10 protein-coding genes are annotated in these 13,488 nt (G+C 37.0%); 1 reads left to right on the top strand and 9 read right to left on the bottom strand.

Annotated features, from left to right (window positions below):
* Window positions 1-9: 9 nt before the first annotated feature.
* The 7 genes from LQ188_RS00760 to LQ188_RS00730 all read right to left on the bottom strand — a co-directional run bounded on the left by LQ188_RS00760 (window position 10) and on the right by LQ188_RS00730 (window position 8,853).
* Entirely contained in the window at window positions 10-1,344 is a 1,335-nt protein-coding gene (locus LQ188_RS00760) for an MFS transporter (protein WP_095395881.1), read from the bottom strand.
* An 82-nt stretch (window positions 1,345-1,426) separates the two neighbouring features.
* Window positions 1,427-2,014, bottom strand: coding sequence for a UbiX family flavin prenyltransferase (locus tag LQ188_RS00755; protein ID WP_101225185.1), 588 nt, complete (start codon window positions 2,012-2,014; stop codon window positions 1,427-1,429).
* 513 nt (window positions 2,015-2,527) lie between these two features.
* Entirely contained in the window at window positions 2,528-3,802 is a 1,275-nt protein-coding gene (locus tag LQ188_RS00750; RefSeq protein WP_230175741.1) for a benzoate/H(+) symporter BenE family transporter, read from the bottom strand.
* Between the two features lie 100 nt (window positions 3,803-3,902).
* Complete coding sequence (locus tag LQ188_RS00745) at window positions 3,903-4,694, bottom strand: enoyl-CoA hydratase-related protein (RefSeq protein WP_230175740.1); 792 nt, start codon at window positions 4,692-4,694, stop codon at window positions 3,903-3,905.
* A gap of 31 nt (window positions 4,695-4,725) precedes the next feature.
* Window positions 4,726-6,294: an AMP-binding protein gene (locus tag LQ188_RS00740; RefSeq protein WP_101225187.1), complete on the bottom strand. Its 1,569-nt coding sequence runs from the start codon at window positions 6,292-6,294 to the stop codon at window positions 4,726-4,728.
* Window positions 6,295-6,335: 41 nt separating this feature from the next.
* Window positions 6,336-6,794, bottom strand: a complete 459-nt coding sequence (locus tag LQ188_RS00735) for a carbon monoxide dehydrogenase subunit G (RefSeq protein WP_230175739.1) — start codon at window positions 6,792-6,794, stop codon at window positions 6,336-6,338.
* A 793-nt stretch (window positions 6,795-7,587) separates the two neighbouring features.
* Window positions 7,588-8,853 (bottom strand): benzoate/H(+) symporter BenE family transporter, encoded by a 1,266-nt coding sequence (locus LQ188_RS00730; protein WP_095394981.1) that lies wholly within the window; start codon window positions 8,851-8,853, stop codon window positions 7,588-7,590.
* 519 nt (window positions 8,854-9,372) lie between these two features.
* Between LQ188_RS00730 and LQ188_RS00725 the strand changes: the two genes are divergently transcribed.
* Window positions 9,373-10,194: an STAS domain-containing protein gene (locus LQ188_RS00725; protein ID WP_230175996.1), complete on the top strand. Its 822-nt coding sequence runs from the start codon at window positions 9,373-9,375 to the stop codon at window positions 10,192-10,194.
* A 1,071-nt stretch (window positions 10,195-11,265) separates the two neighbouring features.
* Here the strand turns inward: LQ188_RS00725 and LQ188_RS00720 are convergent.
* Together LQ188_RS00720 and LQ188_RS00715 are read right to left on the bottom strand one after the other, a co-directional pair.
* Window positions 11,266-12,354, bottom strand: coding sequence for a GerAB/ArcD/ProY family transporter (locus LQ188_RS00720; RefSeq protein ID WP_098371984.1), 1,089 nt, complete (start codon window positions 12,352-12,354; stop codon window positions 11,266-11,268).
* Between the two features lie 26 nt (window positions 12,355-12,380).
* The gene (locus LQ188_RS00715) at window positions 12,381-13,460 is read right to left on the bottom strand and encodes a Ger(x)C family spore germination protein (protein WP_230175738.1); all 1,080 of its coding nucleotides are present in this window, start codon (window positions 13,458-13,460) and stop codon (window positions 12,381-12,383) included.
* Window positions 13,461-13,488 lie beyond the last annotated feature (28 nt).

Genomic DNA, 13,488 nt, shown 5'->3' with positions numbered 1-13,488 from the left:
CCCCCGTTTCTATTTGAGATTGCCTTTTGTTTCTGGAACGATGAGGCTTCCAATAATGTAGACAAGAAAAATTACAATCACAAAATACATAAGTGTGTACGGTATATTTTCAATCGAACCGCTTGCTAATGTTACGAAAGTTGGCATCATACCGCCAATTGCAAATCCCATATTCCATGAAAGTCCTGTACCCGTAGACCGTATTGATGTAGGAAAGCGTTCATTAAGAAAAATTAACACAGGTGCATAAGCAGCATTTCCTAAAAACACCAGACCCATCGTATTCAAATAAATCGAAGTCGTTGTAACAGCATCGGCTAATGCTAGATAAAAATATGGAAGTCCGACGATATTTAAACATCCAATAACTAAAAAGGTCTTTTTTCTTCCAATAATTTCACTAAGTTGTCCGAACAGTAAAGCCGAAATTATCGTGACAATACTTGAGACAATGAGAACACCTGATAAAACTTCTGAAGATACATTGTTAACTACTTTTAGAAATGTGGGAATAAAACCAGCTGTAAGGTAATAACCTGAACCACCACCAATAACAATCATTAGATTCACAGCTATAACTCGGAAATATTTTGTAAATAGGGTCTTAATAGGAGACTGCGGTATTACATCCTCTTGCCCTTTTTCTTCATTCTCTTTACGTAATTGTGCCCAAAGCGGAGACTCGTTAAGTGTTCTAAATACAAGTAGACCAGCTACTGCACCTAAAATCCCTGTAAAGAACATGACTCGCCACCCCCAATCATTAAACGCTTCACCAGGAAAAAAAGCAGAAACGATGGTAAACGTTAGTGAAGCGAATAGTGCTCCTAATCCGGCTCCTCCCCCACCTATAAGACCAGACATCAATCCGCGCCATTTAGGCGACGCAGATTCTGTTCCAATTGTATGTGTAGATGCCACGACACCGCCGACAAAGACCCCTTGAACTAATCGTAGAATTAAAAAAAGGATTGCAGCAGTCACACCAATTTGTGGGACAGTAGGCAAAAGACCAAAGGCAGCTGTACTAACACCAACCCCTACCACAGAAACAATCATGGCTTTCTTTCGCCCGTTTTTATCTGCATAAGATCCAAATATTGCCGACCCAAGAGGCCGCATCAAAAGCGTTACCCCAAAAGAAGCATAAACAGCAGCTAAAGAAAGCGTAGGGCTGGTTGTAGGGAAAAATAGTATACTAATTGTGGGAGCCACAAAAAGTAGAAGAAAAAGATCATAAAGATCGAAAGACCACCCTAATAGTGACGCTGTCATTGCAGAGACAACCTGACGTCTGTTAACGATTACATTTTCTTGTTCAGAATGAGCGACTACATTAGACATTAGAGTACCTCCATTTTTTCATGTCATGTTCTGAGTCATGTTAAACGGGAAAAATAGTATATTAATACCCAAAAAATAATGATTATAGATTGGTTATTATTTCATCTTTATTGAGTCCCGACCACCGTTCAAACAGTCGAGCATCAATACCAAACTGATCTAACGCCTTACCTACACTTTGATTAACAATATCATCCAATGATGTTGGCTTATGATAAAAACTAGGAACAGGAGGGAGGATTACCGCACCATTCTCTGCAGCTGATTGCATTAGCCGCAAATGCCCTAAATGCAATGGTGTTTCACGGACCATTAGAACCAACTTCCTTTGTTCCTTCAAAGTTACATCAGCAGCTCTAGTGATTAAATTATCATTAAAACTGTTTGCGATAGATGATAGAGTTTTAATAGAACACGGAGCAATGATCATCCCGTCAACATGAAAGGAACCACTTGAGATGCTTGCACCTATATCATTTGAGTCATATACAAAACTGCACAGTGATTTTACTTGTTCCACCGAGTATTCTGTTTCATATTCGATGGTTTTTTCAGCAGAGGAACTAATAATTACATGACTTTCAATTTGAAGTTTGTTTAATGTCTCAAGACATCTAATACCGTAAATGGATCCACTTGCCCCTGATATACCTATAACAATTTTTTTCACTCTGTTTCCTCCTACATTTGAAAACGACTTTTTGGATCATGCACTTTGAAGCGGGTAATCAATCCACTTTTGTTAACTGCACGCTTTTCAAAGTTCCCCCCTTTCAACTTTCAATATTCATCTTTTATATTTGCAAGTTTCATGCCATTAATAAACTGTTTAAAATTCACTCTTTCCTACCCATTAACCATCCAACTGGAACGAATGACGTTACAACTGGAACCCCTGCAGTTCCGCTTTTCTTGAAGACTAGGGTAAGGCTCGAACCTTACTGGATGGCAAATTTCAAATAAACAAAAAAACGTTTGCTCCATTCTGAAACGTAGACCCCGTTCAGATGGGCAATAATTTTACCTTTTACACCTTGTGAACTGCGTAATATATAGTACTGATTCCGAGTCGGTACCTTTCAAAATTGAAGTAAAAAGGATATCCAACTGTGATTGTTTAATGTAAAAAGCCCTTCTCTTAATCGAGAGGGCTTTTATTAGAGATTAATGTTTATTATTTATTTCAAACTCCTTGAGAAACGTTAGAATCTGTACTATTTTTACTTTGTTGAACAATGATGGTTTTAAAATCAGGCTTTTCAATAATTAGAGAAACAGCAACACCACCCAATATCGCCCAGAATGGAGAGCTTATATCATAAAAATGGACTCCTGACATCGCAATGATAAGGGCAAAAAATGAACCAAATTGGAATTGGGGTTTAGAAAACGCTTCCTGTAATGAACTTAAAAGAACTCCCATCATAGCCAGTCCTGCAACAGTGCTGATTAATACTTTCGGCATTGCAGCTACAAAAGGCATGACTATACCTGCAAACAATCCAAAGGTAGAAAATAACACACCACATACAACCACTGCTGCATATCTTCCTTCCATTTGACCAGCTTCTTTTGATGCGCAGATTGCTGTCATTGACCCCGCAATATTCGCATTATGACCTCCAAAAAAAGATGTAATAACCCCGCCAATTCCGCTTAAAATCGTCATCTCATTAACCGGTGGTTTATATCCTTGGGTGTTTAACACACCTGTAGCCTGGGCGTTTTCAGCACCAATTACTAAAAGTGCAAGTGGGATGCCCATTGAAATAATCGCTTCAATATTGAATGATGGAGTCACTAGTTGAGGAACGACAAAAACGGAACTCACATCTTTCACTTGTAATTCTCCCATCCAAACCGATAAAATGATAGCAACAGCAAATGATATTAAAATAGGTGGAAATTTTTTTATATAACGGAATGAGAGAAGATACACGAGGATGGATGAACCTGCAATTATTGGTGCTTTTTCGAGGGATGCAATCATCTCAGTCCCAAAACTAATCATTGTTCCAACGACCATCGACATAACAATTGGAACCGGAATCCAGTCCATAACTTTACCAATAACCCCTGCTATCCCTAACATAAAGACAATGAGACCTGCTGCCAAATAAGCACCCGCAGCTTCATTTAAAGAATAGTTTGACAGTGAACCTACAACAAGTACTGCACCTGGAATTGAATAAGCGCCAGCAATCGGCTGCTTATTTCTTACGGAGATGAATATTCCTAATATCCCACCAAAAAAATATATGGCAAATAACCAAGAAATCATTTGTGTTTGAGTTAATTCGCCATTTGATGCTCCGTTTATTATAATTAGCGACGGACCAGTACAGCCAAAAATTGCTGCCAGCGCTCCTGCACTAACCGTTCTTACATTTAAATGACTTAATAAACCTTTCTTGTTTTCAGAACCCTTTTTTAGCTGCATACCTTCAATCCTTCCCATATCGTTCTATTAACTTCCCTGAATCAAACATGATTTAAAGCGACTTTTCTTGATCTAAAATGAGAATCACCGGCAGAGGCTGCCGGTGACTCTCATTTTATTACTTCCCTGTAAAAACTGGTTTTCTCTTTTCGACGAACGCATCTACGCCTTCTTTAAAGTCTTCTGTTGTGCGAAGGAGGCCGTAGGCTTTCCCTTCCATTTTCAATCCGACTCCCAGCGGACTTTCTTCAGAAGCGTTCAACACTTCTTTTGCAACACGCTGAGCAAGCGGAGAAAAATGAACAAGCTCCTCAACTAACGAATCCACTGTTTGTTGAAGGTCCCCTTTGGACACCACTTGTGTTAATAGACCCCATTGATATGCTTCATTTGCAGGAATTTTTCTGGCACGCATGATCATGTCCTTTGCTCTTGTTAAGCCCACAATCTTTGCAATTCTCTGTGTACCTCCACTCCCAGGAATCATTCCTAGGTTCATTTCTGGAAGGGCAAGCAGGGTATCTTCCCGTGCAATCCTGAAATCACAGGCCATCGCAAGTTCTAGGCCTACACCGAACGTATACCCCTGCAGCTGAGCGATGACAGGTTTTGGAGAGCGTTCAGGAGCAGCCACGTTTTCGGCTAAATGGGAAAGCTTTTCTTGATGGGTCGCCATAAATTCTGGGATGCTTCCTCCTGCACTGAAGCATACATCTCCTGCTCCTTTGAGGATAATGACACGCACTTCATCATCTTGATTCAAACCATCAAAAATCTCTGCCAGCTGTTCTCTGCCGAGCATACTGATATAATTCATTTTCTCTGGACGATCAAACACGATTGTTGCCGTTTGTTTTTCTGCATTTTTCTCTACCCGAATATGGTCATACGTTTGCTCTGTTATAGTCATTTGTTATTTCCCCTTTTCTATTTTAAAATTTTTATTGGCTGATAGCTTCACTTTCATTGTGAGGTGCATCAATATCACCCTCGCGCAATTTACGGCGAAGAATTTTCCCTACAGGACTTTTTGGAATCTCTTTTACAAACGTATACTTACGAGGCCTTTTGAAATTTGATAAACTGGGTAGATTCTTGCAAAATTCATCCAGTTCTTGCTCTGTAACAGATTCGTCTTTAGCGACAATATAAGCGGTAACAATCTGCCCCCAGCGCTCATCAAGCTCCCCAATTACGGTAGCTTCCCTAACTTTTGGATGTTGAGTCAGACAATCCTCGACTTCTAATGGATGAATGTTTTCTCCCCCAGAGATAATCATATCGTCAACCCGGCCAACAACGAATAAGTCACCGTCTTTATCAATAAAGCCAATATCTCCTGTAAAATACCAGCCATCTCGAATAGTTTTTTCCGTCGCCTCCGGGCGATTCCAATACCCTTTAAAGGCTTCAACGGACTTCAGATTCGCAATAATTTCGCCGACTTCTCCTCTCCCAACAATATCATCAGGAGTAGAATGACCGTCTGGATCTGCTTTTACCAGGCGAATATTTTGATGAATCCCCGGTTTACCTGCACTGCCTGGCTTTTCATGTACATCAGGGCAGATGGTAAACGTATATACCTCCGTACTGCCGTAATGATTTACAAACAGTTTTGGTTTAAGTAACTTCACACATTGATTTACTAATGTAGTAGTCATTGCGGCACCAGCATACCCGATTTTTTCAAGCTTGGTAAGGTTATACCTGCCAAAATCCGGGTATGATAACATATCATGAAAAAGCGTCGGAACTAAATAAAGGGATGAAATTTTTTCTCTTTCTACAATTTCAAGCGCCTCACCAGCATCAAAGTCTAAGTTTGATAAAAGAGCAAACTTTCCATTTAAAAAAGTCATAGAGAGCAACGAACGAACACCCATTGTATGATAAAGTGGCATAACTCCTAATGTACTTTCCCACAACTGGTACTGGTTTTGGACGATATGTGCCATAGCCGAGGCATATTCATTCCTATGCGTTCGTGGTACTCCCTTTGGACGTCCTGTTGTACCGGATGTGTATAGCATTATCGATATATCATTCTCATCTAGAATTGGCCTTTGATAGCTTCCTGGGCTTCTGTTTACTAGTTCCGGATAAGAAATATCCACACCATTATAATTTTCAACACCAATCAAGATTGGTCTTTCGAGAAAGTTCGCACCTGACACAGCACTTTGACTGGTTGATTCAAAGATGATAGCCTTCGCTTCAGAATCGTTTACACAATATTCGACCTCTTTGGCGGATAAGCGGTGGTTTATTGGAGTATAGATTGCACCAATCTGTTGTATTGCCCAGTAAACCATAACATTTTCCTGTCTGTTCTTTAAGATGACAACAACACGATCCTGTTTTTGAATGCCTAAACGTTGCAGAGAGGCAGCAACTTTTTCTACTTCCTTTTGTAATTGGGCATAAGTATAAGATTTCAGGCCTTGTACTAGAGCGATTTGATTTGGATAGCGTTCCACCGCAAAATCCAATAATGTACCTAAATTCATAAAAAATCTCTCCTTTCTCCCCTTGAAGGTTCATTACTTATTTAATTGGTAACTTCAGCCTTTTTTAATTCTTTCCCAAATTTTTTGAAGAAGTCTTTAATAACCAGTTTAGATACGCCTCCTAGCATTCGTTGACCGACCATCGCAACTTTTCCTCCCACTTCTGCTTCAAAGCTGTAAGAGAGAACAGTGTTGTTTTCATCTACTGATTCAAGAGTAATATCTGCGACGGCTTCTATGCTTCCAGGTCCTCCCTCACCTTTAACGATCATTTGATAAGATATCGGTTTATTAATATTCGCTAATTCAATTGTTGTAGAATAATCACCTTTCACTGATGCAACACCCATTGATATATCAGCTTCATATTTATTTTCTTCAACTAACTCCAATTTTTTGCACCCCATGATGCATCTCTTAAGCACCTCTGAATCTAATAACACATCCCAAGACTGTTCAATTCCTGCTGGCAAATTCAAACTCCCTTTACCTTCCATCATAAACTCCTCCTATCCTATCTTTAACTACGTTTTCAAGAAAGCGGTTTCAAATGATAAATAATAAATGAAAAAAAAGTATTGCATTAATAATATGGATTGTTTTAATTGTGATTTCACCTTCCATTACTAGCATAATAATCTATAAACTTACTTTCCATTTTCAAAATCTTGTTTAAATCACTTAAAATATTTCTTATTATTTCGAATATTCAATATTCCCCTTCTGAAATTGCGCACAGGCTTTTAATTTTTTTTAACTTAATATAAACTTGGAGAATACCATTTACGCCAAAGTTTTTTACTATGCCAATATGTTCCCATACCTTCAAATATGTTGACTGATAAATTAATATGGTCATCTATTAGGTAATTATATTTTTTCTACACATTGTGTAAATGGAAAGACGCTTAGTATAACAATTTCACCCTAATGTCATTTTCTATTTCTCCATTGGCTTCCATTACATCCTCCTCTTTTAACCTCCTCTTTTAAAAAAACTAAAGGTAACAGAATCAATGTCTCAAAAAAGAATATTAGGATAATTCAAATAGTAATTATTTTGTCATCTTGAAGATGTAATGGATCATAAGTCACGTGAGAACTTAATGAAATACAACAAAGGCAGACCATTTAGATACGATTATTATTTGAGAGAAACCAATGGAAATTAAAGAAAAGACTCCAGTTCAAATACCATGATCCATATTCTTATAGAGTACCCCTTTTTAATTTGTCCCTTATAAGGGATATAGTCCAAAGGGGAGCTTCATAAATCCCAAACCCTTTATATTACTATGCAATCTTTGCTCCATCTTTTTTTGAATCCATTTTACTTTTTGCTTTGCTGTAGTCCTCTCGATCAAGTAATAATGAAACGACAAATCCTACCAATAGAGCCCAGAAAGCGGCACCAACAGTAAATACTGTTACATTAGAAATGGCTATAAGAAATGCTACCATGGCTCCATTTTTAAATTTCCCGTTGAAAGCCCCGGCAAATGTACTTATAAACACGTTAAAAATAGCAAGACCACCGAGCACAGAAAGCAATTGACCAGGAACCACCGTCGAAACCGCAATAACCATCCCGGCTACTAAACCAAAACATATCCAAAGTAATCCATCAAAAGTTGCCGCTACATATCTCAAATTTTTATCCTCACCTGCTGCATCGCTAGAAACCATTGCAGTACTTGGTCCAGCTATAACAGTTGGGTGTCCTCCAAAAAGAGAGTTAACGATTGTACCAATACCTGGAATGGTAAACATAGCATTGATAGGAGGTTTATATCCTGTAGCAAATAGCACCCCGACAGCCTGCATATTCTGAACACCAATTATCAATATAATTAAGGGCAACGTTAGTTCTAATGTAGCTTGAATACTAAAATGAGGTACTACAAATATAGGATGAGCAAATGAAGGTTGTATCGCCCCCCAGTTCGTTTGCCCAAGGGCTGTTGCGATTATCCCTCCTATTATTATTGCTCCTAGAATAGGCGGGAATTTTCTTGAGAATTTTTTCATCGCCATTAAGAGGAAGAAGACTGCAAAAGAACTCCCTGCAACTGCTGGTGCCTCTACCACAGCCTGTATTGCTTTGATACCAAAAGATAGAAGGACACCAGCAATCATTCCAAGCATAACCGGAAGAGGAATTAATTCTATTACCTTCTTGATTACCCCTGACAATCCAAGAATTGTAACTACTATTCCAGCAACAATAGATGCACCAATTGCCTCATTAAAGGGTATATGCTTTAAGGCATTACCTATTAATATTGCACCAGGTATGCTATAGGCCACCACAATAGGTATGCGATAGCGGAGTGACAAGATAATCGTAAATATACCTCCCGCCGTATAAATAATAAACAACCAAGAAATTGCCTGCTCAACAGAAAGATTACCTTCTTTAGCTGAATTCATTACAATTAAACCTGGCCCCATAATGCTAAACAATGCAGCAACCAAACCAGTTCCAAGAGCAGCGGGAGTTAAATTACCAAAAAAATCCATAATGTTTTTCCTCACGTCTGTACCTCTTTCGATACTCATTTTGGAAACCTCCTTTTTTATCATCTCATTGGATAGAAAAAGATTCTGTCTCTGGCCAACTCCTAGGACGGAATCTAAAACGGAATACTATTACTTTTGGTATTAGCTAACGAGATAATGGCCAGAGATTTACGTTTTCCTTTTATCGTCCACGTTGTCATCCCTCCTATTTTATGAATCAAATCCCCCAAAGAAAGCGTTTACAAATAAAGGTAAGGAGAATCTTATAAAGATATTTGAAGTAGAGTTAACTTTCCCTAATAACAGAATAATCAATTAATATATATCAGTCTTTTAAAATCTTACTTTTCTTATTTCAAAATAAATCTGTCAAACAAACTTTCCTCTTCTTTAGTACGCTATTACTGACAGTACTTAAGTGAAAATCTTAACAAGATTAATTAACATAAATACATCCATTTTCCCTTTAAAGTAGAAGCTTATAGTGTAAACGGGTTTAGTAATTATAATTACAGGGTAATTAAAGTTTTGGTATATAAAAAATAGGGGGATTAAATGATGAAGGGGTCACTAGATACATATAAATTACTGGAATTCATCCAACAAAATAAAGCGGATTTTGAAAATTCATTATTAAACGAAGCATCTAATGTAAAAGAAAAAATTGAAGAAATTTTAACGGTCGGTAATATTGACCTGGTAAATAATGCCCATAGGCTGATTCAATACATTATTGAGGCTAAAGAACAGGAGCTTCAATCATTTGCTACACAAGAAGGTATAGCTTGGGCGACGCACGCAATTCCATTAACTTTCAAATTAGAGTGGGTGCAAGCAATTCGAAGGACCTTGTGGAGGTTCCTACAAGAATTTAACAAGGTAAATAATAAGGTTATTACTGAAGAATTTTTTTCGGTAGAAAAACAAGTTAATAATCAGGTAGACAGATTTTTAAATGTTTTTTTTATCACATATTCTCAATACAAAGATTCGTTGATAATGGCTCAAAAAGAATTGGTTGAAAATCTTTCGGTGCCCATAATCCCAATAACACCCACTATATGTATTTTGCCTCTTATTGGTGCGGTTGATCTTTACCGAACGAATATCCTCGAGGAAAAAGTTTTAATGGAGATTGGAAAATTACGTATTCAAACATTGATTATGGACTTATCTGGAATTATGGAAATCGAGGCCGAAGTAATTGATCATTTAATGAAGATTATAGACGGCACTTCATTAATGGGATGTACCACTGTGATTACCGGGTTAAGAGCTGAAGTGGTTAGAAGTATGATAAACTTAGGAATAAGATTAAATGAAAAAGCACAAACATTAGGAACTTTACAACAAGCATTGAATAAATTCTTATTAAGTTAAACACGGAGAATTTTAGAGGAGAGTCGCTTTGCCGACTCTTTTTTCTTATTAATATATTCTGACCAACTGTCTAAATATTTGTTCCTGCCCGGCAGTTACGCCTTGGTATAAGCTATAATTAGGGTATTTAGTATTTAATTCAACACTAATCAAATCATTTTTTTCTTCAACCAAAATGCCCGGTATACAAAGAATGTGCTGCCTTAAAAACAGCTCCTGTTTTCAGCTAACGCACCCGTTACCATCTATGAAGCGCAAAAACCAGCGTTTCACCACAGAGAATGAAAATTGGTCTCTATGTCGATAATGTTTTAATGGCTGGCGAAGAAGGTCGTTAAACTATGGTGCCTTTGAGCCCATCCGTTAGTCTGACTCCGACAACAATGGTGTACCATCGACTGTCGCGCCCTTTATGGGTAATACTTTTGGGAGATTAATCCTTTTTTGATCGTCGCGCTAGCCTTTACTTAATTTCCAATTATTGGAGGTTTTGTTTAACGATTTACCAAATTCAATCAGATCACTCATAAGACTCAGCCTTTTTTTAAAAAGCGTTTTTACTGGGTCTTTTTTTTTTGTGGTTTTTTCTGGATTTTGAGCCTTTTAATTCTCATGGGAGCTCAATAAGAAAAACACGATACCTCTTATTGAAGTATCGCACTCGTTAGTTTAAGAAGTACATCATTAATCAATCAAATGGTTCTCTACAATTTTCCTTTCTTATTTGAATCTGTAATTAATATTAAAACTAAGATTCTTAGGCTTATTCCAAGTATAATTGCACCTACCCTACTTACTCCCATTCCTACAAAGCCCCTAATTAACTTCAAACCAACAAAATGCGTTATACTACCTAAATTTACAAGAACCAATGGAAAAATATATAAAGGTAAGCTTGATTTGTGTTAGAACATCAGTGTGACAAATCTCCGACGGAATAAGGCGAACTAAACCTAACTTCTGTGATTTGGAATGGTTCACCTTCCCAAATGTAACTGCTGACCTTTTCTGTTGAATCCTTACAAAACGATCTGCCCAGATTGTATTATAAGTTAATAGAAGCTTTCTATCCTACTTAGTTATTTTATGCTTAATATGAATGTACAAAAAGAGAAAAGGGATATATAGATACACAAAGTAAAAAGCAATGTTTGAATACATTTCATTCAATCGCTCTATTTGACTCCTCTCTTTGAGCACATTAGCTATAATAAAGAATAGGACCAGTACAATGAACAGACTTATACGTTGTTTCACATTTATTACTTTCTTAATAGCACGACAACCTGCCCATATTTTCACACTGATATTGGGTAATATGAGAAGTAACCAAATCGAAACAACGATAAATTCGACTCTTTCTATTAGAGGGAATTTCGCAATTTTCATTTGATCTAATGTGGGCCATATTGTATGGTTTAATTGTCCTTCACTAAAGAAAACAAATGTGATGAGTGCTACTATTAGATAAAGTAAGCTTGAGAACAAAAGTCCAAAATGGGCCCATTTTTGTGATCTGTCTGGATTTTTAATGAATGGGTAGAACATGAATAAGGTCTCAAAGCCAACATACTGAAACAACATAGCTTTAGAGGATGATACGATTTCCTTCAGAGAGTGGTTAAAGACGGGTAATAAATTGTGAAAATTGGCAAATTCCAACGAAAAAAAATTAAGGGGAAACAGGATAATAAAAGGTATAATAGTTCCCCAGAAACACATTCCAGTAATCACGCGGAATCCACCGGATACAACGTAATAAATGAGGACTAGAAGAATGAGGCTTATTTGCCAGGTCTTCATTAAGGGAAACAGCCAAACTTGAACAACTTCAATATAAACACGGAAAACAATTAACGCTAATATAAGAAAGTAGAAAATCACAAAAATGTTGAACAGTCCGCCAATCCATTTTCCAAAGCAAAATTTGTGAACATGTATGACATCATTTTTAGCAATTCCAAGAATACGATAAATCATCCAAACTAGTATATGAATGCTTATACTTGATAAAATGATGGAAATCCATGCATCATAACCTGCGTCCTTCGTTATATCTCGTTGAAAACTCATGATTCCTATGCCAATAATATTCGTGTAGATCAGAAAGAAAACGTAAAAGGAAGATACTAAATGTCGTTCGTCTAGTAATGATTTCACGTGGCTCCTCCTCTTATCATGCAGACTTACTCTTCAATACCTGTATTTAGGATGTCAATATTTGTGTGTACAGTGGTTTTTACTTTTGGGTATATGTCCATAAACCGTTGATAGTCCCAATTTCTTGAGTTGGCTCTAACCTTTTCTCCCAACCCAATGGGATCTACATTGTATCCTTGTGCCAGTGAAATTAAACGTTGGACCTCTTCCTTAAAGTGTTCATTTAAAATTCGTTCCAATTTTACAATATCTTTATTTTTTTTCAAATCAAACCAGGATGATGCTTTTTCAATCTCTGCATGGATGGTTAAATCGATGAATATACTCGGAATGCCTTCGCTTTTCTCAACCGTATATGTAGTTTTTGCATCCAGGTTTTTCAAGAGAATAAAACCTTCCTTTTTATTTTGCGTGATTTTGGTTTTATATTGTCCATTTTGAGACCCATCAATTAATGTTTTTAGAATTAAGGACTGTCTTAAATTAATATGATTTATGTACTTCCCGTTTTTTAATAAAGCTAACCCGTCAATTTTAATTTGATTTTCCTCTAGGATAAGGTAAGGTAAAATTTGATCCCTCCCTTCTTGATGAAAATTATTCAAAAACATGTGCAGATTCATTTTTGGCAAATTACCACTTTCAATGTTTTGATTGATTTTTTCACTTAAATGGAATGAAAGATTCACATGTTTACTGGATTGAAGTATATCTTCGGCTGTGTTTTCAGCAATGCCCAACTGCATTCGACTCGCTGTATTTGGATTTCGGGCAAAATTAGTGATAACATCTTCAATCCCTTGTGTGGCGTATTCCTTGCCAAACAATAAAAAATCTAATTTTCCTGTCTCAATAGGATAGGCTGATTTTGCATTCATTCTCGGGAGTATGTCTTCATATGAATTAGACACCGTTTTATAAATCTTCAATTTGACATTTCCCTGCTCTGCGAAAGTAGGATAAATAGCAATTCCTTTAACTTTGCCTTCTTCCCGATCATATCCTAGAGCTTCAATTATCTGAACTTCATCAATGATCCTCTCATGTATACCACACCCTGATAAAAAGAAAGTTAAGCTAAAAGTTAACAGAAAACATAATTTCATGAAATTCACCTTTATTATCCTTTCCCAA

Source organism: Peribacillus sp. Bi134 (assembly GCF_918698065.1).
Taxonomy (GTDB): Bacteria; Bacillota; Bacilli; order Bacillales; family DSM-1321; genus Peribacillus.
This window is presented reverse-complemented; position numbering and strand designations above follow the sequence as displayed.

What these genes read in the sequence shown, in the direction of transcription:
- LQ188_RS00760 (WP_095395881.1), bottom strand. Translation starts at nt 1,344, where the DNA reads ATGTCTAATGTAGTCGCTCATTCTGAACAAGAAAATGTAATCGTTAAC.
- LQ188_RS00750 (WP_230175741.1), bottom strand. Translation starts at nt 3,802, where the DNA reads ATGGGAAGGATTGAAGGTATGCAGCTAAAAAAGGGTTCTGAAAACAAG.
- LQ188_RS00745 (WP_230175740.1), bottom strand. Translation starts at nt 4,694, where the DNA reads ATGACTATAACAGAGCAAACGTATGACCATATTCGGGTAGAGAAAAAT.
- LQ188_RS00740 (WP_101225187.1), bottom strand. Translation starts at nt 6,294, where the DNA reads ATGAATTTAGGTACATTATTGGATTTTGCGGTGGAACGCTATCCAAAT.
- LQ188_RS00735 (WP_230175739.1), bottom strand. Translation starts at nt 6,794, where the DNA reads ATGATGGAAGGTAAAGGGAGTTTGAATTTGCCAGCAGGAATTGAACAG.
- LQ188_RS00730 (WP_095394981.1), bottom strand. Translation starts at nt 8,853, where the DNA reads ATGAGTATCGAAAGAGGTACAGACGTGAGGAAAAACATTATGGATTTT.
- LQ188_RS00725 (WP_230175996.1), top strand. Translation starts at nt 9,373, where the DNA reads ATGAAGGGGTCACTAGATACATATAAATTACTGGAATTCATCCAACAA.
- LQ188_RS00715 (WP_230175738.1), bottom strand. Translation starts at nt 13,460, where the DNA reads ATGAAATTATGTTTTCTGTTAACTTTTAGCTTAACTTTCTTTTTATCA.